Consider the following 21,045-nt stretch of genomic DNA (forward strand, 5'->3'; position numbering starts at 1 on the left):
GCAAGACAAGCCATAGGGTTTACGGTATACAGACTGGCTACATCCTTGATCCACGGATTTCACCTTGCCGGAGCCGCAAATGCCGCTAAGACCGCTTGTTTTGCTCAGCCTCGTCAGCCTGCTGATCGCCTGCAGCAGCGATGCGCCCAAACCGGCAGCACCGACCCCGGGCACTGCGCAACAGGCGCAGAAAAAAGCCCAGGCACCGGCCGAACTCGGCCCGCTGCCCGCCTACCAGCGAGAATTGAGCGGCAACTTGCTGGGCGTGCCGGCCGGTGCCGAGGTGGAACTGGCGTTGCTGGTGATCGATGACCGTGACCGGCCCCAGCACTTGCTCGCCAGCACCAACCTGATCGGCACCAACCAGGCGTTGCCGTTTCGCCTGCGCTTCAACCCCGACGCCTTCCCGGCCGGAGCCCGCGTTGAACTGCGTGGCCGCGCCAGCCAATCCGGGCAATTGATCCTGCACCTGCCGGCGCAGCGCATCAATCAACCGACCACCCAGGCCCTGGGCCAGTTGCAGTTCATCAAAGCACCATGAAGGCGCCGCTCGACCTGCAACAGGCGTTAGGTGAACTGCTCGGCGATGCACAACTGGTGGCCTGTGAGTTGCCGGACACCGACCTGAAACTCTGGCTGATCGACGGCGACAACATGGACCGCGCGTTCAGCCCCGAGGAAACCCGACGCATTCTGCATGAGCCGCCGTACTGGAGCTTTTGCTGGGCCAGTGGCCTGGCGGTGGCGCGTTATCTGGCCGAACACCCGCAGTGGGTTGCCGGCAAGCGCGTGCTGGATTTCGGCGCCGGTTCCGGCGTGGCCGGTATCGCGGCAGTGAAAGCCGGGGCGCTGGAGGTGGTGGCGTGTGACCTGGACCCCTTGGCGATAGCCGCATGCCGGGCCAATGCCGAACTCAATGACGTGCATCTGAACTATTCGACGGACTTCTTCGCCGAGGCGGATCGCTTTGATCTGGTTCTGGTGGCCGACGTGCTGTACGACCGGGCGAATCTGCCATTGCTCGATGAATTCTTGAGCCGTGGGCGGGAAGCGCTGGTGGCGGATTCGCGGGTTCGGGATTTCCGTCATCCGTCGTATCAGCGGCTGCACATGCTGGAAGCCATGACCCTGCCGGACCTGGCCGAACCGGAAGAGTTTCGGCATGTGAGCCTGTATCACGCACGGCGCGGCTAAAGCATCGCGATGCAAGCACGCTCCCACAGGTATCTAGAGCTGCCACAAAATCTTGGCTCGACACAAAACCACTGTGGGAGCGAGCTTGCTCGCGATGGCGCCCTATCAGACAACATCGGTCTCCAATGACCGCCCCCGCTTTCAGCGCCCCCCGCCAAGCCTTATAGTTGCCCCATTCACGTTTCTTTCGAGAGAGCCCATGAGTCAAGACACGCCGTACATCTTCGACGCCACGACTGCCGATTTCGACCAGACGGTGATCGAGAGCTCGTTCCACAAACCGGTGCTGGTGGATTTCTGGGCCGAATGGTGCGCGCCGTGCAAGGCGCTGATGCCGATGCTGCAAACCATCGCCGAGAGCTATCAGGGCGAGTTACTGCTGGCCAAGGTCAATTGTGACGTCGAGCCGGACATCGTTTCGCGCTTCGGCATTCGCAGCCTGCCGACCGTGGTGCTGTTCAAGGACGGCCAGCCGGTGGACGGTTTTGCCGGTGCACAACCCGAGTCCGCTGTGCGCGCGATGCTTGAACCGCATGTGCAAATGCCGCCGCCGGCCGCCGCCGACCCGTTCGAGCAGGCTCAGGCGCTGTTCGACGAAGGCCGTTTCGCCGACGCCGAAGCCACGCTGAAAGTGCTGCTGGGCGAGGACAACACCCACGCCCGTGCGCTGATTCTGTACGCACGCTGCCTGACCGAACGGGGTGAACTGGGCGAAGCGCAAATCGTGCTCGACGCAGTCAAGACCGATGAGCACAAGGCTGCCCTGGCCGGCGCCAAGGCGCAGATCCAGTTCCTGGGTCAGGCCAAGGATTTGCCGGATGCAGCGGACCTGAAAGCTCGTCTGGCAAAAGACCCGCAAGATGACGAAGCGGTCTATCAACTGGCGGTGCAGCAACTGGCCCGCCAGCAATACGAGCCGGCGCTGGATTCGCTGCTCAAGCTGTTCATCCGCAACCGCAGCTACAGCGAAGGCTTGCCGCACAAGACCTTGCTGCAAGTGTTCGAACTGCTGGGCAACGATCACCCGCTGGTGACCGTGTACCGCCGCAAGCTGTTCGCCGCGCTGTATTAAACAGCCTTGCAGGAGCACGGCTTGCTGCGGGCGGCGATCCGGCGATGGCGTCCTTGAGATCGCCATCGCCCAGAGCAAGTTCAGTGCCTACGCGGGCTCGATCCAGCGGTAGAGCGGCGTATCCCCGCCGCTCACTACCTTGACGTCGGCGCTGTGGCGCAAACGTACCAGCAAGCGCTTACCGGCGACCGCGTTGCCGGTCAGCCCTTCCAACTGCTCCAGCAAATCCGGCCCGGTCAACTGCCCGGCCTTGCGCAGCAAATTCTTGGCGATCTGCCACAACGCTTCGTCCTGATTGACCGGTTTGATCACCGGCGCGCTGTCGCTCGCCGGTTGAGTGACCTGCAATTGCGCGCCGAGCTTTGCCCAGTCGCCATCATCGAGTTCCAGCGTCAAATCCACCGGCCAGTCGCCGATGCTTCCACGTATGCGCAACATTAGGGTTTCCTCACATTTCTGACGAACATGCTCCCACGCGCCTTGCGCAACGCCAAGCGGACAGTCAAACTCTCGGCACTCTTGTTATAAGATTACATAACAAAATTTTCATCTTCCCTCCCGGAGACTTGCCATGCGCCGTCTGCTTCTCGCTTTGCCGTTCGCCCTGTTGCCACTGGCTGCCGCTCAAGCCGCCGAGGTCCATGATCACGATCATGAGCACGGCAGCCTCGGTGCCCATGAACATGGCGTGGGGCGGTTGAACGCAGCGCTGGACGGCCAGACCCTGGAGCTGGAGCTGGAAAGCCCGGCGATGAACCTGGTGGGTTTCGAACACGTTGCCAGCAGCGCTGAAGACAAGGCCAAAGTCGCCGCTACCCGCGCACAGCTGGAGAAACCGCTGGTGCTGTTCAACCTGCCGACAGCGGCCCAGTGCGTGATCAGCCAGCAGGAACTGGAAAGCCCATTGTTCGGTGACAAACCGGACGCCGATGAACATGACGATGACGACGACCATGCCACCGACGGCAAAGGCCTGGCCGCCAAAGAACATCATCACGACCACAGCGAGATTCACGCTCACTACCAGTTCAGTTGTGCAAACCCTGGTGCGTTGAAAACCCTGGACCTGACGCAGGTGTTCAAGACCTTCCCCGCGACCCAGAAAATTCAGGTACAACTCATCAGCCCGAGCGGCCAGCAAGGGGTTGAAGTGACTTCGAAGGCTGCGACGCTGAAGTTCTGACTACTGCCCTATCCAGTGTGGGAGCGAGCTTGCTCGCGATGAGGCCAGCACATTCAACATTGAGTGATTGTAAGACCGCTATCGCGAGCAAGCTCACTCCCACAGGGTTCACTTCCAATCAGGCCGGTTTCACATGACCCAACCCCTTATCGAATTGTCCGGCCTGAGCTTCAGTTGGCCCGGTCATCCGCCCTTGCTGGACATCCCGGCGTTTCGCCTGGAACCCGGTGAAACCCTGTTTCTCAAGGGCCCGAGCGGCAGCGGCAAGACCACCCTGCTCGGCCTGCTCGGTGGCGTGCAAAAACCTGATCGCGGCAGCATTCGCCTGCTCGACCAGGAGCTGACCGAGCTGTCGGCCGGTGCCCGCGACCGCTTTCGGGTCGACCACACCGGCTACATCTTCCAGCAGTTCAACTTGCTACCGTTTCTCTCGGTGCGTGAAAACGTCGAGCTGCCGTGCCACTTCTCAACACTGCGCGCCAGCCGTGCGGTGCAGCGCCACGGCAGTGTCGACCAGGCCGCCGCGACCTTGCTCGCGCACTTGGGGCTCAAGGATCAAAACATCCTGAGCCGCCGCGCCGACTCGCTGTCCATCGGCCAGCAGCAACGGGTCGCCGCCGCCCGGGCGCTGATCGGGCAACCGGAATTGGTGATCGCCGACGAACCGACCTCGGCCCTCGATTACGACGCCCGCGAGGCATTTCTCCGCCTGCTGTTCGCCGAATGCCGCGAGGCCGGTTCCAGCCTGTTGTTCGTCAGCCATGACCAGAGCCTGGCACCGCTGTTCGATCGTCACCTGTCGCTGAGCGAGCTCAATCGCGCCGCCACGCCGTTAGAGGTCTGAGATGTATTTGTTTCGTCTAGCCATGGCCAGCCTGGCAAACCGCCGCTTCACCGCGCTCCTGACCGCATTCGCCATCGCCCTGTCGGTCTGCCTGTTGCTGGCCGTGGAACGGGTGCGCACCGAAGCCAAGACCAGTTTCGCCAGCACCATCAGCGGCACCGACCTGATTGTCGGCGCACGCTCGGGCTCGGTGAACCTGCTGCTGTACTCGGTGTTCCGCATCGGCAACGCCACCAACAACATCCGCTGGGACAGCTTCGAGCATTTCGCCAACAGCCCGAAAGTGAAATGGGCGATCCCCATTTCCCTCGGCGATTCCCATCGCGGCTACCGCGTGATGGGCACCACCGACGCCTACTTCCAGCATTACCAGTACGGCCGTCAGCAAAACCTGCAACTGGCCAACGGCCGGGCATTTGCCACCGACCCGTTCGAAGTGGTGCTCGGCGCCGAAGTGGCCGATGCGCTGCATTACAAGCTCGGCGACAAACTGGTGCTGGCCCACGGCGTGGCGGTGATCAGCCTGGTCAAACACGATGACAAACCGTTCACCGTGGTCGGTATCCTCAAACGAACCGGTACACCGGTCGACCGCACGCTGCACATCAGCCTCGGCGGCATGGAAGCGATTCACATCGACTGGCACAACGGCGTGCCCGCCCAGGGCAACGGCCGGATCAACGCCGACCAGGCGCGTAACATGGACCTCACCCCGCAAGCCATTACCGCATTCATGCTCGGCCTCAACAGCAAGATTGCGACGTTCTCGGTGCAACGCGAGATCAATGAATTCCGTGGCGAGCCGATGCTGGCGATCCTGCCGGGCGTGGCCTTGCAGGAGTTGTGGAGCCTGATGGGCACCGCCGAAAAAGCCTTGTTCGTGGTGTCGTTGTTCGTGGTGCTGACCGGGTTGATCGGCATGCTCACCGCGATTCTCACCAGCCTCAACGAGCGCCGCCGCGAAATGGCAATCCTGCGTTCGGTGGGCGCCCGCCCCTGGCACATCGCAACCTTGCTGGTGCTGGAGGCATTCGCCCTGGCGTTGGCCGGAGTGATTGCCGGCGTGGCGCTGCTTTACGTCTGCATCGCGGCGGCCCAGGGGTATGTGCAGTCGACGTATGGGCTGTTCCTGCCGCTGAGTTGGCCGAGCGAATATGAATGGACGCTGCTCGGTGGCATTCTGGCGGCCGCCCTGCTGATGGGCAGCGTGCCCGCCTGGCGCGCTTATCGCCAATCGCTGGCCGATGGCCTGTCGATCCGTTTATGAGGACGTTGAACATGCCCCGCGCTCTGTTTGCGCTGTTGATGCTGGTCGCGCTGCCGCTCTGGGCGGCGCAGCCCAAGGACCTGACCTGGTCCGAGATGATCCCGCCGGACGCCCCGGCGGAAGTGCCGAACATGAAACCGCTGCACGACCTGTCGCAAATGAGCGACGCGCTCGCCGCCGAGTCAGCGCCGGCCGCCAGGCAGGACATGCCCAACGCGCCCGTGGTGAAAAGCCTCGACGGGCAAGTCATTCGCCTGCCAGGGTACATCGTGCCGCTGGAAGTCAGCGAAGAAGGCCGCACAACGGACTTTCTGCTGGTGCCGTATTTCGGCGCGTGCATTCATGTGCCACCGCCGCCGTCGAACCAGATCGTTCACGTCAAAAGCGCGGTCGGGGTCAAACTCGATGAGCTGTATCAGCCGTACTGGGTGGAAGGCGCCATGCAGGTGAAAGCCTCCACCAGTGAATTGGCGGACGCCGGTTACCAGATGGATGCGGACAAGATCTACGTGTACGAATTGCCGGAGTAAAGACCAAAAACGCGATGGGTAAAGCGGTTTTTATTCCCTCTTGCGATTTCATTGAGCTGAGTCAAAGCCCCTGACCGGGCGCTCCATACAATTGGACACAGAATATTTGAATCTGTCCTTTGGAGCCCCCATGCACAAGTCATTGCTCAGCGCTTCCCTCTTTGCCCTCGCGCTCGCAGCCCCGCTCGCCCACGCCCACCAGGCTGGCGACATCATCGTCCGGGCTGGTGCAATCACCGTCAACCCGAAAGCCGACAGCTCCAGCGTCAAGGTCGACCGCGGCCCACTGGCCGGCGCCAACCTGGGTGGCAAGGCCACCATGTCCAGCGACACCCAACTGGGCCTGAACTTCGCCTACATGATCACCAACAACCTGGGGATCGAGCTGCTCGCGGCCACGCCGTTCGAGCACGACGTGAAGATCAAGGGCACCTCGCTGGATGCGGCCAACGGCAAGCTCGGCACACTCAAGCACCTGCCACCGACCCTCAGCCTGGTTTACTACCCGCTCGACGCCAAGTCCGCATTCCAGCCGTACGTCGGCGGCGGCATCAACTACACCTGGATCTACGACGAACACGTCGGCAGCCAGGCCAGCAACAACGGCTTCAGCAACTTCCGCGCAAAAAACTCGTGGGGCATGGCATGGCAGGTCGGTGCTGACTACATGCTGACCGACAACGTCATGATCAACGCCCAGGCGCGTTACATGGACATCGACACCCGCGCCTACGTGGACAACAACGCCCTGGCCCAAGGCACGCGCGCCAAGGTCAACGTCGACGTGGACCCATGGGTCTACATGGTCGGCCTGGGCTACAAGTTCTAAACCGTACCCGCACAAAGAAGGCGCCCTTGGGCTAATGCCTGTCAGTTAAGAAAACTCAGCGTCTGAATGCTCTGTTCTGATCTGAAATCTACCCCTCACCCCAACCCTCTCCCCAAAGGGGCGAGGGGAAAGGGAGCAGATTTCCATGCCTTTCAAAACCTGAGTTCGACTCGGACTTTCAGGTCGATGTCACTCGAATGAACACCGCCGTCAGTTCCCTCGCCCCTTTGGGGAGAGGGTTAGGGTAAGGGGGTGTTCTCGAGCCTGGCGAACAGCCCGAAGCATTCCTCGCAAAAGTGACGTTAACTGACTGGCATTAGCCCTTGGGCGCCTTTCTTGTTGATGGCTTGAGGGCTATTTCTAGCGCCCCAACAACCGGGCCAGCCCCACGCTCATTGGCGTGCGCTCCGGCAGCGTGAAACGCTGTTTCAGGCGCTGGTTGTTCGCCCGCGAATGGCGGATATCGCCCGAGCGCGCCGGGCCGTAGCTGATCGGTGGCAATTGCCCCACCACGTCACTCAGCGCCGTGAGCATTTGCTTGAGGGTCGTCGCCTGATTCCAGCCGACGTTAACCGCACCGACTTCCACCTGCGGCGCTTCAATGGCTTGCACCAGCAGGTCCACCAGGTCTTCGACATACAAGAAGTCGCGAGTCTGCTCGCCATCGCCGAACACGGTGATCGGCAGGCCCTTTTGCGCGCGCTCGCTGAAAATGCTGATGACCCCGGAATACGGCGAGGACGGGTCCTGGCGTGGGCCGAAAATGTTGAAGAAGCGGAAAATCGCCGGCTCCAGGCCATGCTGGCGGCGGTAGAAGTCGAAATAGTATTCGCTGGCCAGTTTGTCCGAAGCATAAGGCGTCAACGGTGCCTTGGCGGTGTCTTCGTCAATCGATTCGCCTTCACCGTTGTTGCCGTAGACCGCTGCGCTGGAGGCAAACAACACGCGCTTGACCCCGGCCTCGCGCATGGCTTCGCACACGTTCAGGGTGCCGATGAAATTGCTCTGGTGCGTGCGCACCGGGTCGTCCACCGAGGCCTGCACCGAGGCCACGGCGGCCAGATGCGCCACCGCGCTGCAACCGCGCATCGCCCGCGCCACCAAGGCGCTGTCGGCGACATCGCCTTCGATGAGTTCGACCTTGGGATTGTCCAGCGGCAGGTTACTGCGCTTGCCCGTGGACAGGTCGTCGAGAATCCGCACCGAATGGCCTTTGGCGAGCAAGGCGTCCGTGAGGTGCGAACCGATAAAACCGGCACCGCCGGTGATCAAAACAGGGCCGTCAGCCATGGCGATAAAACCTATCCAGTAAACCCGGGAGTGCCGCGCGCCAGGCGCGGGGCTTGATCCCGAAAGTGTGCAAAATTTTCTTGCAGGCCAGCACCGCGTGTTGCGGCTCCTCGGCGGCGTCCGGTCGCGCGGCGTGAGCCTGGGCGGTCGGGGCTTCGATGGCTAGCGCATGCAGGTTGCGTGCTTCAGTGAGTATGGCCTGGCCCAGCGCCAGCGGCGTGGTCGCTTCGTGCCCGGCGTAATGATAAGTGCCCCACAACGGCGCCGCGCAATCGAGTTGCTTGAGTACCGAAATGATCACCCGCGCCGCATCATCCACCGGCGTCGGGTTGCCACGCCGGTCGTCGGCCATCAGCAGCTCTTCCGGCTGTTCGGCGCGGGCGAGGAAACGCCCCAACGTGCCGTCGACGCTGTCATCGAGCAGCCAGCCGAACCGCAGCATCACATGCTGCGGGCAGGTGGCGCGCACGCTTTGCTCGATGCGCCACAAGGCCTGACCGCGCAGGCCCAGCGGCACCGGTTCGTCTTTTTCGCTGTAGGCGGTTGCCCGTGAACCATCGAACACCCGATAGCTGGAAGGCTGCACCAGCACGATGTTGTGGTGCTGGCACAGTTCGGCCAGGCGTTCGACGGCGCGCTCCTGCCCAGCCAGACGCGTCTCGCTGACGGTCTCCGCCTGGAACCAGTCGAAGTAATAGGCGAGGTTGATCACCGCATCCGGGCGGGTGTCGTCGAGCAGTTGCGTCAGGCTCGCGGCATCCCAGCCGTCCTGAGGCGGACGGGGGGCGAGGAAACCGATGTCTTCCTCTGCACCGAGGCGAATCAGCGCCTGCCCAAGGGCATTTCCGCCGCCCAGTAACATAAGGCGCATTCGCATAGAGTCAGCAGGCCCAGTCTGATTGAAACGATGGTTTTATCGACAGCACCCGCAGGCGTTGTCGTTGAAAGTTGCCAGAATCGTTGCATTTTGCGGGTTTAGTGCGCAACCGTCATCCGTAAAGTGTAGATCGCTGGCGTTTGCGGTGCCGCTACTGGCCTCTTCGCGAGCAAGCCCGCTCCCACAGTGTTCTCTGTTGTTCACAAATATTGCATTCACAGTGTGGGAGCGGGCTTGCTCGCGAAAGGGCCATAAGGATCGCTGGAGATCTTGAGCGGTACTTGCTTCTTCATTCCTCTACCCGCATAAATTGCCCCATGAACCTGCCCGAATCAGCCAACCGCGTGCTGAACGACTTCCACCCCGCCGTCAGCGCCTGGTTCAACAGCACTTTCCCCTCGGTCACTGCCGCTCAAGCCGCGGCGTGGCCGTTGATTCGCCAGCGCCGCTCGACGTTGATCGCCGCGCCCACCGGCTCGGGCAAAACCCTCACCGCGTTTCTTGCGGTGATCGATGACCTGGTCCATCGCGGGCTGGCCAACGGCGGCCACTTGCCGAACGAAACCCTGGTGGTCTACGTCTCGCCGCTCAAGGCCTTGAGCAACGACATTCAAATCAACCTGCAAGACCCGCTGGCCGGCATCACCGAGCAATTGCGCGTGATGGACCTGCCTGAACTGGCGATCAATACCGCCGTGCGCACCGGCGATACCCCGCAAAAAGACCGCAGCGCCATGCGTAAAACCGCGCCGCACATTCTGGTGACCACCCCGGAATCGCTTTATGTGCTGCTCGGTTCTGATTCCGGGCGACGCATGCTTGCCAGCACGCGCACGGTAATCGTCGATGAAATCCACGCCATCGCCGCCAGCAAACGCGGCAGCCACCTGGCTCTGAGCCTGGAACGTTTGCAGGCGCTGACCTTAAGTAAGGCGGGCGCCGAACCGCTGATGCGCATCGGCCTGTCCGCCACGCAAAAACCCATCGATGCGGTGTCGCGGTTTCTGGTGGGCACCGCTCGCCCATGCGAAATCGTCGACATCGGCCACGCCCGCCCACGGGACCTGAACATCGAAGTACCGCCCGTGCCGCTGTCGGCCGTGATGGCCAACGATGTCTGGGAATTGGTCTACGACCGCCTCGCCACGCTGGCCCGCGAACACCGGACCACGCTGATTTTCGTCAACACCCGTCGCCTGGCTGAACGCCTGAGCCGCCATTTGAGCGAACGGCTGGGCAAAGACGCAGTGGCCGCCCACCACGGCAGCCTGGCCAAGGAGTTTCGACTCGACGCCGAGCAGCGGCTCAAGCGCGGCGAGCTGCAAGTGCTGATCGCCACCGCTTCGCTGGAACTGGGCATCGACATCGGCGATGTGGATCTGGTCTGCCAGATCGCTTCTCCGCGTTCGATTGCCGGGTTTCTGCAAAGGGTCGGACGCTCCGGGCATCAGGTCGGCGGCACGCCCAAGGGCCGGTTGTTCGCCACCACCCGCGACGACCTGATCGAATGCGCCGCCCTGCTCGACTGCGTGCGCCGGGGCGAACTGGACACCCTGCTGATCCCCAAGGCACCGCTGGATGTGCTGGCCCAGCAGATCATCGCTGAAATCAGCTGTCAGGAATGGCCGGAACAGGCACTGCTCGACACCCTGCGCCGCGCTTCCCCCTACGCCGAACTCGATGAGCGTCACTATCAGGCCCTGTTGCAGATGCTCGCCGAGGGTTACAACGGTCGCCTGGGCATCCGCAGCGCCTACCTGCACCGCGACGCCGTCAGCCGCACCTTGCGCGGCCGACGCGGGGCCAGGCTGACCGCCGTGACCAGCGGCGGAACCATCCCTGACAACGCCGATTACGCCGTGCTGCTGGAGCCGCAAGCCCTGAACATCGGCAGCGTCAACGAAGACTTCGCGGTGGAAAGCATCGCGGGCGATGTCTTTCAGTTGGGCAATACCTCGTACCGGATCCTGCGGATCGAAACCGGCAAGGTCAGGGTCGAAGATGCCCAGGGCCAGCCACCGACCATTCCGTTTTGGCTCGGCGAAGCGCCGGGGCGCAGTGCGGAACTGTCGTTCGCCGTGGCGCGCCTACACGCCCGGCTCGATGAACTGCTCGGCGCCAGCCCCGGCAACTTGCAGCCCAGCCTCGACTGGCTGACCGAGACACTCGGCCTGAACCCGGCCAGCGCCGAACAACTGGTGGATTACCTCGCCCGTGCGCGGTTGACCCTCGGCGCCCTGCCGTCCCGGGACACTCTGCTGATGGAGCGGTTTTTCGACGAGTCCGGCGGCACTCAGTTGATCATCCACTCGCCGTTCGGCAGCCGCATCAACCGCGCCTGGGGCCTGGCCCTGCGCAAGCGGTTTTGCCGCACCTTCAACTTCGAGTTGCAGGCCGCCGCCAACGAAGACGCTATCGTGTTGTCGCTGTCCACCAGCCACAGTTTCGAGCTGGATGACGTGTGGCGTTACCTGCACAGCAACAGCGCCGAACATCTGCTGATTCAAGCCGTGCTCGACGCGCCGCTGTTCGGCGTGCGCTGGCGCTGGAACGCCGGTGTGGCGCTGGCGTTGCCGCGTTACAGCGGTGGCCGCAAAGTGCCGCCGCAGATCCAGCGCATGAAAAGCGAAGACCTGATCGCCAGCGTGTTTCCCGATCAGATCGCCTGCCTGGAAAACCTCGCGGGCGAGCGCGAGATTCCCGATCACCCGCTGGTGGAACAAACCCTCGACGACTGCCTGCATGACGCCATGGATTGCGAGGGCTGGCTCGCCTTGTTGCGGCGGATGGAGCGTGGCGAGGTGCGCTTGCTCAGCCGCGACTTACCCGCGCCCTCACCGCTCGCGGCGGAGATTCTCAGCGCCCGGCCGTACACCTTTCTCGATGACGCGCCGCTGGAAGAACGCCGCACCCAAGCGGTGCTCAACCGCCGTTGGAGCGACCCGCAATCAACCGATGACCTCGGCGCCCTGGATGCCGAAGCCATTCAATCCGTGTGTGAAGAGGCCTGGCCTGCGCCTGCCAACGTCGATGAAATGCATGAAGTACTGATGAGCCTGGCCGCCATCAACGATGCCGAGGCACAGGCCAGTCCGCAGTGGTCTGGTTGGCTGCAAACTCTGGCCGACGGTGGTCGCGCCAGCCGTTTGCAGATCAACTCAGGGCAAGGGTTATGGTTGGCACTGGAACGCCTGACCTGCCTGCAAGCGGTTTATCCACAGGCAGCGCTGCAACCGCCGCTGCACGCCCTGGCGGATTTCGATGAGGCGTGGGACGGCGAACAGGCGCTGGTGGAGTTGATTCGCGCGCGGCTCGGCGCATTCGGCCCACTGACCTTGCGTGAAATCGCCCAACCGCTGGGGCTGACTACGATTCACGTCAATCAGGCCTTGGCGCAACTGGAACGCGAAGGCTACGTGCTGCGCGGTCACTTCAGCCCTGGTGCCTCGCAAGAGCAGTGGTGCGAGCGGCACCTGCTGGCGCGGATTCACCGCTACACCGTCAAACGCCTGCGACGGGAAATCGAGCCAGTGGCGTTGCAGGATTTCATGCGGTTTCTGTTCGACTGGCAGCATGTGTCTGCGGCCACTCAGGGTCAGGGCTGCGCGATGTTGCCGGCGATCATCAGTCAGTTCGAAGGTTATCCGGCGGCCGCGTCGGCGTGGGACAGCGACATCCTGCCCGCGCGGCTCAAGGACTATTCGGCGAGTTGGCTGGATGAGTTGTGCCGCAGCGGCAAACTGGTCTGGACCCGCCTGACTGTTCGCCATCAAAGCACTGGCACGGCGCTTCGCAGCACGCCGATTGTGCTGCTGCCGCGCAGTCAGGTTGCCCTGTGGAGCGGTTTGACCGAACAGACACCGGCCAGCGAACTGTCGCCCAAGACCCAAAAAGTCCATCAGGCCCTGAGCCAACACGGTGCGCTGTTTTTCGATGAGCTGATCCACGAAGCCCACCTGCTGCGCAGCGAACTGGAAATCGCCTTGCAGGAACTGGTGGGCGCAGGTTTGGTGAACGCCGACAGTTTCGCCGGCCTGCGGGCGTTGATTACTCCGGCGAGCAAACGCCAGGCCCGCAGCAGTCGGCGTGGACGCGGGGCGTTCATTGGCGGGATGGACGATGCCGGGCGCTGGGCCTTGTTGCGTCGCGGGCCGCCAGCGCCGGTTGTGGATAACAACCGCCCGGCCTCAACACCGAGCGACACCCTTGAACACATCGCCATGACCTTGCTGCGCCGCTACGGCGTGGTGTTCTGGCGCTTGCTTGCGCGCGAGGCTGACTGGTTGCCGAGCTGGCGTGAATTGCTGCGTACCTTTCACCGACTGGAAGCACGCGGGGAGATTCGTGGCGGACGTTTCGTCAGCGGTCTGGCCGGTGAGCAGTTTGCCCTGCCGGAGGCGATTCCATTGCTGCGCGAAGTCCGCCGTCGCCCCCACGACGGCAGCCTGATTGCCGTGTGTGGCGTCGACCCGCTGAACCTCGCCGGCACCTTGCTGCCAGGGCCCAAAGTCCCGGCACTGACGAACAATCGACTGGTGTACCGCGACGGATTACCGGCCGCCGCCGACATTGCCGGCACCCTGCATTTCTGGCTCGAACTCGATCAACAGGCCAGTGATGAATTACACAACACACTGATCCGGCATCGGTGAGTTTCTGGATTTTGTGTCGCTCAACCAGGTCCCATCGCCGAGTTTAAAACGCAGGGTCGAGATTGCTTTCCGATCAGAGGTTTATCATCCGTTTGGTTGAGGCTGCCATCACAAGCGCGTGATGCCGTTCACACCTAAGCGATAACTTAGCAACAGCAAGCCCACTGAAGACTCATTCCTGGCGAGCTTACTGTTCGTCACCCTGACGCCGTGAACTTTACCTCTGGGTCAAACTCTCGTGACAATCCAGGGTAGAGAAGGCTGCGCTCCCCCGTGAGGTACAACAATAAAGGTATATGTCGTGCAGCTGTACAAGGGGACCGTAACATCGAAACCGCCGCCACTGTCTGCTTGGTACGGGGCCAGTTGGGTGGGTCCATCATAGATAAATCCGACCCGCCCAGGATAATCATTGCCCCACAACGTTACCGAGATATGAGTGGTTTCGCCCGGGTTTCCAATGGAATTACCTGAGGGGTCTTTGACGGCATAGATGCGTAGAGCCTGTGGTTCCCCTTTATCAGCATCGATCGTGGTACTCACCGAAGTATTGGGAAGCGACACTTTGTCATTCATGAGAAAACTCCTTTTTCAGGGCCGCAACGTACTGTGCGACATGCAGGGCCATCGGAACATAGGTGCAAAACAGCGTCTACTGTCATAAATAACAGGTAGAACGGTGCTTTTGACCAGCGGTCGCTCCCTACAACACTCGATTGAAGCACTCAGAACGACTTGGGCCGTACAGCTTGCCGGCTCCTGCCACCCGTGACCTGGGGTTCAGCGGTCTTGTGGTTCCGGCGGCACAGGTACATGCCACCTTCATGTCGGCCCTCGGTTTTGCCTACGCAACGGCGGTATCCACTGACGACGTCCTGGCGGCCAGTCACTGAACCTGCCCCCATCAAAACCCAAAAGCCCCACCGCGCTGACACGCTGCGGGCCTTTTTTGTGATGGAAATCAGTCAGATAAAAAATCTCACGCGTGAGCTATTGATGGCGTTATAAATTGCCTGTAGCTTTCTCACGCGTGATACAAGCTAAACGGAGTCACTGCCATGAAACGCCGCTCTCCATCAGCGTCAGATACCGCTCCAGAGAGCCGCCAGGGAGAGCGATCGAAACCTTCCGCGAAAAAACCATCGAGCTTCTACATGAAGCAGATGCGCGGAGGCCTTAGCGCCGCTGGCTATGTAAAACATGAGACTTGGGTGCTTCCCGAAAACCGAAGCCTGCTCAAGCTCATGGAGAAACAGCTACGCCAGCCGATTCTGGCGGGCTCATTCAACTTGGAGGATTACATGAGCGCAGGTAATAACTGGAACATCGACCGTCTCTTCAACGCCCTGCAAGCCCTGGATGAGGTGGTTTCCAACGAAATCACCCTGACACTGGTTCAAGGCTCCGAGCAAAGCATCAAGCTGGAAATGAACGAGTTTGGCGGGCTGCCGATTTACATCGCCGTCGTTGGCGAGCAAATCATCGTCGACACCGTGCTGGTCGACCTCGAATCGATCAAGGACGTGCCGCGCTTCAATGACGCCGTGCTGCGCAGCCGGGAAATGTTCCCGCTGTCGTCGATCGGCATCGAAGCCATGCCCAACGGCCAGACCGTCTACAGCATGTTCGGCGCACTCAGTTCCGAATCCAGCCTGACCAACGTCGTGACCGAGATCAAAACCCTCGTCGACAACGTTCAGCGCGCCAGCGAAGCCTTCGAAAGCTTCTTCAACTAATTTCCGGGAGTACCGACTCATGCAAAACCAATCGATCTGGAGCAAGTTGTTCACCGCCCTGCGCGGCGGCGCCAGCGAAGTCGGCGAAGCCATTGCCGACCAACAGGCCCTGCGCATCCTCGATCAGGAAATCCGCGACGCCGACAACGCCCTGGCCAACGCCAAGCGCGAACTGGTCAGCATCATGGCCAAGCACAAACTCTCGGCCGAACGCGTGTCGCAGTTCAACGCCAAGATCAAGGACCTGGAGTCCAAGGCCATGGCCGCGATCCAGGCCAACCGTGAAGACCTTGCACTGGAAGTGGCCGAAGCCATTTCGACCCTGACCAACGACCTCGACGCCGAACAGAAGCAAGCCACCGAATTTGGCGCCTACGCCGACAAAATGCGCAAGGACATCACCAAGGCCGAAGCCCGCATCAAGAGCCTGCGCCAGCAAGTGGACATGGCCAAGGCCCGTGAAAGCGTGCAGAAAGCTCAGGTCAGCGCGTCCATTGCCAGCGGCGGTGCCAACGGCAAGCTGGAAACCGCGGTCGGCACCTTGAACCGCCTGCAGGCCAAACAGGAACAACGCGCAGCCGAACTCGAAGCCCACGAAGAACTGGCGGACGCATCCGTCGGCAACGACTTGGAGCGCAAACTGCGCGAAGCCGGCATCACCCCGGACCAGGGCAGCGCGAACGCGATTCTTGAGCGCTTGAAGAAGCAATCGGCCGAATAACCGGCTCAGGCGCACACTCAAAAAGAAGGGCATCGACATACTTGATGCCCTTCTTTTTATCGACCAGAGGACAAGGATGGACAAGGTATCCGGCTTCAAGATCATCGCAGGCCCTGGCCTTGGCGATGGTCGCCATACAACTGCTGAACATGCTGACAGGCTACAGCCTGACGATGTTCGGCCTGGTGCCCCGCACCGGGTACGGCCTCGTCGGGATTGTCACCTCGCCGTTTCTGCACGGCTCCCTTGCGCACCTGCTCACCAACCTGGTGCCGTTCCTTGTGCTGGGCACCCTGGTGATCGCCGATGGGCTCAAACGTTTTGTGACCGTCAGCGCCATCATCATCCTGCTCGGTGGCTCGCTGGTCTGGCTGTTCGGCTTCAAAGGCGTGCATATCGGCGCCAGTGCCTGGATCTTCGGCCTCTGGGCCTACCTGCTGGCTCGCGCCTGGTTCCACCGCAGCTGGAGCAACGTGCTGATCGCGGTGATTGTCGCCTTCTTGTATGGCGGGCTGATTTTCGGCTTCATTCCACGCCAGGGCGTGTCTTTCGAAGGTCACATCGGCGGCGCACTTGCCGGATTTTTTGCAGCCCGACTACTGTTCTCGGCGCCGCGCAACGGGTCTAATGCTGACCGGCAAACACGCTGAACCCAACAAGGTCCGCGGCGGGTTTCTTCGCCACGGACGCGTCACCCCCAGGGAGCCAGGGACGAATGTCGATTTTCCTCTTGTTACGCGTGTACGCAGCGTCCTTCTTCCACAAGTTTGGCTGGGCCGGCCTTGCCATTGCCCTGGGCGTACACATTGCCACGGCCTATCTGGGCCTGCTGGCGCTGGGCGAGCTACCGCTCACCAACCCCACGACGTTTCTTTATTTCTACCTCACGACCACGCTGACGGTCGGTTATGGCGACCTCGCGCCACAAACCCCGGCGGGGCGAATCTTCGTGGCCACCTGGGTGATGCTCGGCGGCATCGCCCTGTTGACCGCCGCAATCGGCAAAACCACTGGCAGCGTCATTGATGTATGGAGAAAAGGCATGAAGGGCAAAGGCGATTACACCGGCAAGACCGGCCATACCGTCCTCATTGGCTGGGAAGGCTCGTCCAGCGAACGTGTCATTGAGTTGTTGCTTCAGGACGAAACCTCGAACGACAACCTGATCGTCATTTGCGACGCCACGCTGGAAGAAAACCCCATGCCCGGCAAGGCATCGTTCATCAAGGGCGAAAGTCTTTCCTCGGCGGCGCTGCTGTTGCGCGCCGGCGTCCCCGGCGCCGAACGCGTGCTGGTGCGAACCCGCTCCGACGACCTGACGCTGGCCACCGTATTGGCGGTCAACCAACTGAAACCGGCGGGCCACGTGGTCGCGCACTTCAATGACAGCGAAATCGCCGCGCTGGCGGGTTCCTACGCACCGAACCTTGAATGCACCTCAAGCATGGCCATCGAGATGCTGGTGCGCGCCTCCCAGGACCCTGGCTCTTCAGTGGTCATCAATGAGCTGCTGTGCGTCGGCCAGGGCGCCACCCAATACCTGATGAAGCTGCCGGACAGCTTTGAGGGCGCATTCGGCGAGCTCTATGTGCAGTTGAAAGAACGCCACAACGCGACCCTCATCGGCTATCGCGCCAAGGGCGCCCAACAACCGTCGATCAACCCGCCCGGGGCCACCCGCATCCAGGGCGGCGAACTCTTCTACATTGCCTCTACCCGCCTGAAGGAAATCTCCCATGGGATGGTTTAAACAGCTGATGGGCCTTGAGGCCCCAACCCCCAAGGATGTTGCGCCGACCACCGGCCCGCTCGGGCTTGGCCAGGGCAAAGCGGTGATCTTTGACACCACCCTCAAACTGCTGCTCGACGAAAAAACCAGCGTCGTCATTCCCGGCACCCAGCAGATCTGGAGCGTCGGCACCGTCGACCTCGGCCAGTCGACCTGGCTGTCGCGCTACTACATGGACGACGAGGATTACTGGCTACAGGTCCATACCACTGGGGCCATCGACGGCCAGGTTGAGTCGGTGATCCTGTTCAACTACCAGAGCTACGTCACCCTCACCAGCGAAGCCGAACTGCGCAGGCTCGCCGGACCGGACAGCAACATCGGCCTGGCGACCTACACCCACAACGGCGTCGAATACAGCCGCGAATGGGGCACCGAAACCGGCCAGACCGAACTGGTGGGCTTGCGCGAACAGGTCCGCAACCCGGATCAGTCCTACGTCGTGGAACACCGTTCGATGCTCTACGCCCGCGAGACCGGCCTCACCGACCGCCGTGAATTCCTGCTGTTCTCGGTCGAAGAAGATGCCGACGGCAGCATCAGCCTGAGCACCTCCCTGGGTATCTCGCTGTACACCACCGACCTCAACACACTCTGAAAAGGAAAAGCCCATGCTAGAAGCACTCTCCATCTCGCTGAACCAAGCCGCTGTCCTGGGTTTTGTTTCGTACATCATCGGTGCCGCCGTGCTGTTCGCGATCTTCCAGTTCGCCTACACCCGCATCACCCCACACAAAGAGTTCGAGCTGATCCGCTCCGGCAACACCGCCGCCGCTATCGCCCTGGCCGGTGCCATCATCGGTTTCGCGATCCCGGCGAGCAATGTGATTGCCTACTCGGTCAGCCTGCTGGACTTCGCGGTGTGGGCACTGATTGCCGCCGTGGTTCAACTGCTGGCATTCCTGATGACTACCCTGGTGCTCAAAGGCACTTCCGAGCGCATCCGCAACGGTGAAATTGCCTCGGCCATCTATGTCGCAGCCGTTGCCATCAGCGTGGGCCTGCTCAATGCCGCGTGCATGACCCCTTCGCAGAACTGATCGTGCCACGGAGAGAGACGTCGATGAAACGCAGCAAGTACGTTCAACTGTCCCTGGCGGCGTCGGTCGCCATTGCAATATCCGGCTGCGAGCCGGCAGAAAAAACCTACGAGATACACAAGAAGTACAACTTCCAGTCCGTTCAGCAGTGCGCCGATGAAAAGCTTCCGGTCGACATCTGTTCTGACGCCTACATGAAGGCCATGGCCCAGCATCGAAGCATTACGCCGGTGTACGACAACAAGGCCGATTGCGACGCCGACTTTGTCGCCGACTGGTGCCAGCAGGATTCCGCCGGCAAGTTCATCCCCAGGCTCGGCGGTTTCGAGCTGAGCGCCGATGGCGAGGTGACGCAAGCCGAAGTGGACGCGGCCAAGGCTAAATTGCCCGCGTCGGAAGCGACTGCCGCCGGGTCGGGAATCTCCGGCAGCAGCCTGCTGACCGGACTGCTGATCGGCAACATGCTCAGCAACAACCGCAACAGCTATTACTCCGAGCCGGTCTACAGGTATCGCGATGATCGCGGCAGCTACTCGTCCTCGACGCTCAGCCAGCGGGTCTCTTCAGGCTCGACCTTCAGCAGGTCCAACCAGGCGCGGTACGGTAGCAGTAGCAGTTACACCGACTCCATCACCCGCAGCAAGCCGGTGTCGGTTACGTCGTCCACCTCCCGTGGCGGCTTCGGCAGCCAGGCCAGCGCACGCAGTGGCTGGGGTGGATCGGGCAAGAGTTCTGGCGGTTCGAGCAGCTAAGGGAACAGGGCCATGAAGAAAATCCTCTGCGCAGAGCGTCACGACTGGAAACAGACCGCCGAACACCTCGGCTTTCTGTTTCACACCATCGACGACGAACCCTACTGGGACGAGAGCGCGTATTACCAATTCACGCTCAAGCAGATCGAAAATGATCTCGAAGACCCCACCACCGAAATCCATGAGATGTGCATGGACCTGGTCAGCCGGGTGGTGCAGAGCGAAGAACTGCTGGAGCGCCTGAGCATTCCGGCGCCCTTCTTCGACATGATTTGTACGTCATGGCGCGAAGGCCATCCGCACCTTTACGGTCGCCTGGACTTCTCCTACAACGGCCACGGCCCCGCCAAACTGCTGGAGCTCAACTACGACACGCCCACCAGCCTGTATGAAGCGGCGGCGTTCCAGTGGGGCTGGCTGGAGCAGTGCATCGAACGTGGCTTGCTGCCCGGCCACGCCGACCAGTTCAACAGCATCGACACCAAGCTGCACCAGGCCTTCGCGCAACTGCAGATCAAACAGCCTTTCTACTTCGCCTCGATGAAAGCCTCGGTCGAAGACAAAGGCACCACCGACTACTTGCGCCTGATCGCAGAGAAAGTCGGGATCGAGTCGCGCCACATCGACATCGAAGACATCGGCCTCAACAACGAAGGACGTTTCGTCGACCTCGAAGAGCGCTGGATCCCCCACCTGTTCAAACTGCACGCCTGGGAATTCATTTTCCACGAGCCGTTTGGTGAGGCCATCGCCCAGAGCGACACGCAGTTTTTCGAACCGGCCCTGGAAGTCGATCATCTCCAACAAAGGCATCCTGCCCCTGCTGTGGGAGTTCAACAAAGGGCACCCGAACCTGCTTGCTTCGCACTTGGACGCTGACCCAGGCAAAGCCGTGCCCAAGGGCTGGGTACGCAAGCCGTTCTTCTCCCGCGAAGGTGCCAACATCGAGCTGCACACTCCCGATGGCAAAGTCGTGAAGGAAGGCGGACCGTACACCGACGCGCCGTTCATCCTCCAGGAGTTCGCCCCGCTGCCACAGTTTGGCGACAGCTTCACGCTGATCGGCTCCTGGGTGATCGGCGACCAGGCTGCCGGCATCGGCGTACGTGAAGACAACAGCCTGATCACCAAGGATTCGAGCCGGTTTCTGCCGCATCTGATTCTGGACTGAAAAACGTCGCCCGGCGGGCTAATGTCAGTCAGTTAAGTTAAATCTCTGTGGGAGCGAGCCTGCTCGCGAAAGCGGTGCATCAGCAAACATTGATGTTG

The 21,045-nt window shown here is 61.5% G+C and carries 19 protein-coding genes and 3 pseudogenes; 18 read left to right on the plus strand and 4 right to left on the minus strand.

Going from position 1 to position 21,045, the window contains the following annotated elements; all coding sequences use genetic code 11:
- Positions 1-79: 79 nt before the first annotated feature.
- The 3 genes from AABM54_RS23060 to trxA all read left to right on the plus strand — a co-directional run bounded on the left by AABM54_RS23060 (position 80) and on the right by trxA (position 2,266).
- Entirely contained in the window at positions 80-541 is a 462-nt protein-coding gene (locus AABM54_RS23060) for a YbaY family lipoprotein (RefSeq protein ID WP_347902258.1), read from the plus strand.
- Positions 538-1,194 (plus strand): 50S ribosomal protein L11 methyltransferase, encoded by a 657-nt coding sequence (locus tag AABM54_RS23065; protein WP_347902259.1) that lies wholly within the window; start codon positions 538-540, stop codon positions 1,192-1,194. The genes AABM54_RS23060 and AABM54_RS23065 overlap by 4 nt, the downstream gene beginning before the upstream one ends.
- A 199-nt stretch (positions 1,195-1,393) precedes the next feature.
- Positions 1,394-2,266 (plus strand): thioredoxin, encoded by an 873-nt coding sequence (gene trxA, locus AABM54_RS23070; protein ID WP_347902260.1) that lies wholly within the window; start codon positions 1,394-1,396, stop codon positions 2,264-2,266.
- An 87-nt stretch (positions 2,267-2,353) separates the two neighbouring features.
- Here trxA and AABM54_RS23075 read toward each other — a convergent pair whose 3' ends face one another.
- Complete coding sequence (locus AABM54_RS23075) at positions 2,354-2,704, minus strand: hypothetical protein (protein ID WP_347902261.1); 351 nt, start codon at positions 2,702-2,704, stop codon at positions 2,354-2,356.
- 133 nt (positions 2,705-2,837) lie between these two features.
- On the opposite strand from AABM54_RS23075, the gene AABM54_RS23080 reads away from it, so the two are divergent.
- The 5 genes from AABM54_RS23080 (at position 2,838) to AABM54_RS23100 (ending at position 6,919) form a co-directional block, all read left to right on the plus strand.
- Positions 2,838-3,449 (plus strand): DUF2796 domain-containing protein, encoded by a 612-nt coding sequence (locus tag AABM54_RS23080; RefSeq protein ID WP_347902262.1) that lies wholly within the window; start codon positions 2,838-2,840, stop codon positions 3,447-3,449.
- Positions 3,450-3,582: 133 nt separating this feature from the next.
- Complete coding sequence (locus AABM54_RS23085) at positions 3,583-4,293, plus strand: ABC transporter ATP-binding protein (protein WP_347902263.1); 711 nt, start codon at positions 3,583-3,585, stop codon at positions 4,291-4,293.
- 1 nt (position 4,294) lies between these two features.
- Positions 4,295-5,560 (plus strand): ABC transporter permease, encoded by a 1,266-nt coding sequence (locus tag AABM54_RS23090; RefSeq protein ID WP_347902264.1) that lies wholly within the window; start codon positions 4,295-4,297, stop codon positions 5,558-5,560.
- Entirely contained in the window at positions 5,557-6,090 is a 534-nt protein-coding gene (locus tag AABM54_RS23095; protein WP_347902265.1) for a DUF3299 domain-containing protein, read from the plus strand. Before AABM54_RS23090 ends, AABM54_RS23095 begins: the two co-directional genes overlap by 4 nt.
- A gap of 130 nt (positions 6,091-6,220) precedes the next feature.
- Positions 6,221-6,919 (plus strand): OmpW family outer membrane protein, encoded by a 699-nt coding sequence (locus tag AABM54_RS23100; protein WP_347902266.1) that lies wholly within the window; start codon positions 6,221-6,223, stop codon positions 6,917-6,919.
- 360 nt (positions 6,920-7,279) lie between these two features.
- Here the strand turns inward: AABM54_RS23100 and AABM54_RS23105 are convergent, their stop codons facing one another.
- Positions 7,280-8,209 (minus strand): NAD-dependent epimerase/dehydratase family protein, encoded by a 930-nt coding sequence (locus tag AABM54_RS23105; RefSeq protein ID WP_347902267.1) that lies wholly within the window; start codon positions 8,207-8,209, stop codon positions 7,280-7,282.
- Positions 8,202-9,086, minus strand: coding sequence for a sugar nucleotide-binding protein (locus AABM54_RS23110; protein ID WP_347902269.1), 885 nt, complete (start codon positions 9,084-9,086; stop codon positions 8,202-8,204). Before AABM54_RS23110 ends, AABM54_RS23105 begins: the two co-directional genes overlap by 8 nt.
- A 317-nt stretch (positions 9,087-9,403) precedes the next feature.
- Between AABM54_RS23110 and AABM54_RS23115 the strand changes: the two genes are divergently transcribed.
- Positions 9,404-13,738 carry a DEAD/DEAH box helicase gene (locus tag AABM54_RS23115; protein WP_347902270.1) on the plus strand — a complete coding sequence of 1,445 codons (4,335 nt, stop codon included), beginning with the start codon at positions 9,404-9,406 and terminating at the stop codon, positions 13,736-13,738.
- A 228-nt stretch (positions 13,739-13,966) separates the two neighbouring features.
- Here AABM54_RS23115 and AABM54_RS23120 read toward each other — a convergent pair whose 3' ends face one another.
- Positions 13,967-14,314, minus strand: a complete 348-nt coding sequence (locus AABM54_RS23120) for a hypothetical protein (protein ID WP_347902271.1) — start codon at positions 14,312-14,314, stop codon at positions 13,967-13,969.
- Between the two features lie 179 nt (positions 14,315-14,493).
- Between AABM54_RS23120 and AABM54_RS23125 the strand changes: the two are divergent.
- The 9 genes and pseudogenes from AABM54_RS23125 to AABM54_RS23165 all read left to right on the plus strand — a co-directional run.
- Positions 14,494-14,631 (plus strand): annotated as a pseudogene (locus tag AABM54_RS23125) (cysteine hydrolase); the annotation flags it as partial.
- Positions 14,632-14,796: 165 nt separating this feature from the next.
- A complete protein-coding gene (locus AABM54_RS23130) occupies positions 14,797-15,474 on the plus strand; it encodes a YjfI family protein (RefSeq protein WP_347902272.1) in 678 nt (225 codons plus the stop codon).
- Positions 15,475-15,493: 19 nt separating this feature from the next.
- Positions 15,494-16,195, plus strand: a complete 702-nt coding sequence (locus AABM54_RS23135; RefSeq protein ID WP_347902273.1) for a PspA/IM30 family protein — start codon at positions 15,494-15,496, stop codon at positions 16,193-16,195.
- Positions 16,196-16,271: 76 nt separating this feature from the next.
- Positions 16,272-16,845 (plus strand): annotated as a pseudogene (locus AABM54_RS23140) (rhomboid family intramembrane serine protease).
- A gap of 65 nt (positions 16,846-16,910) precedes the next feature.
- Positions 16,911-17,945 carry an ion channel gene (locus tag AABM54_RS23145; protein WP_347902274.1) on the plus strand — a complete coding sequence of 345 codons (1,035 nt, stop codon included), beginning with the start codon at positions 16,911-16,913 and terminating at the stop codon, positions 17,943-17,945.
- Positions 17,932-18,582 (plus strand): DUF2491 family protein, encoded by a 651-nt coding sequence (locus AABM54_RS23150; protein WP_347902275.1) that lies wholly within the window; start codon positions 17,932-17,934, stop codon positions 18,580-18,582. Before AABM54_RS23145 ends, AABM54_RS23150 begins: the two co-directional genes overlap by 14 nt.
- A gap of 13 nt (positions 18,583-18,595) precedes the next feature.
- On the plus strand, positions 18,596-19,024 hold the full coding sequence (locus AABM54_RS23155) for a DUF350 domain-containing protein (protein ID WP_347902276.1): 429 nt from the start codon (positions 18,596-18,598) through the stop codon (positions 19,022-19,024).
- 23 nt (positions 19,025-19,047) lie between these two features.
- On the plus strand, positions 19,048-19,776 hold the full coding sequence (locus AABM54_RS23160; RefSeq protein ID WP_347902277.1) for a DUF1190 domain-containing protein: 729 nt from the start codon (positions 19,048-19,050) through the stop codon (positions 19,774-19,776).
- 12 nt (positions 19,777-19,788) lie between these two features.
- A pseudogene (locus AABM54_RS23165) lies at positions 19,789-20,947 on the plus strand (glutathionylspermidine synthase family protein).
- Positions 20,948-21,045: the final 98 nt, after the last annotated feature.

Source organism: Pseudomonas purpurea (genome assembly GCF_039908635.1).
Classification (GTDB): domain Bacteria; phylum Pseudomonadota; class Gammaproteobacteria; order Pseudomonadales; family Pseudomonadaceae; genus Aquipseudomonas; species Aquipseudomonas purpurea.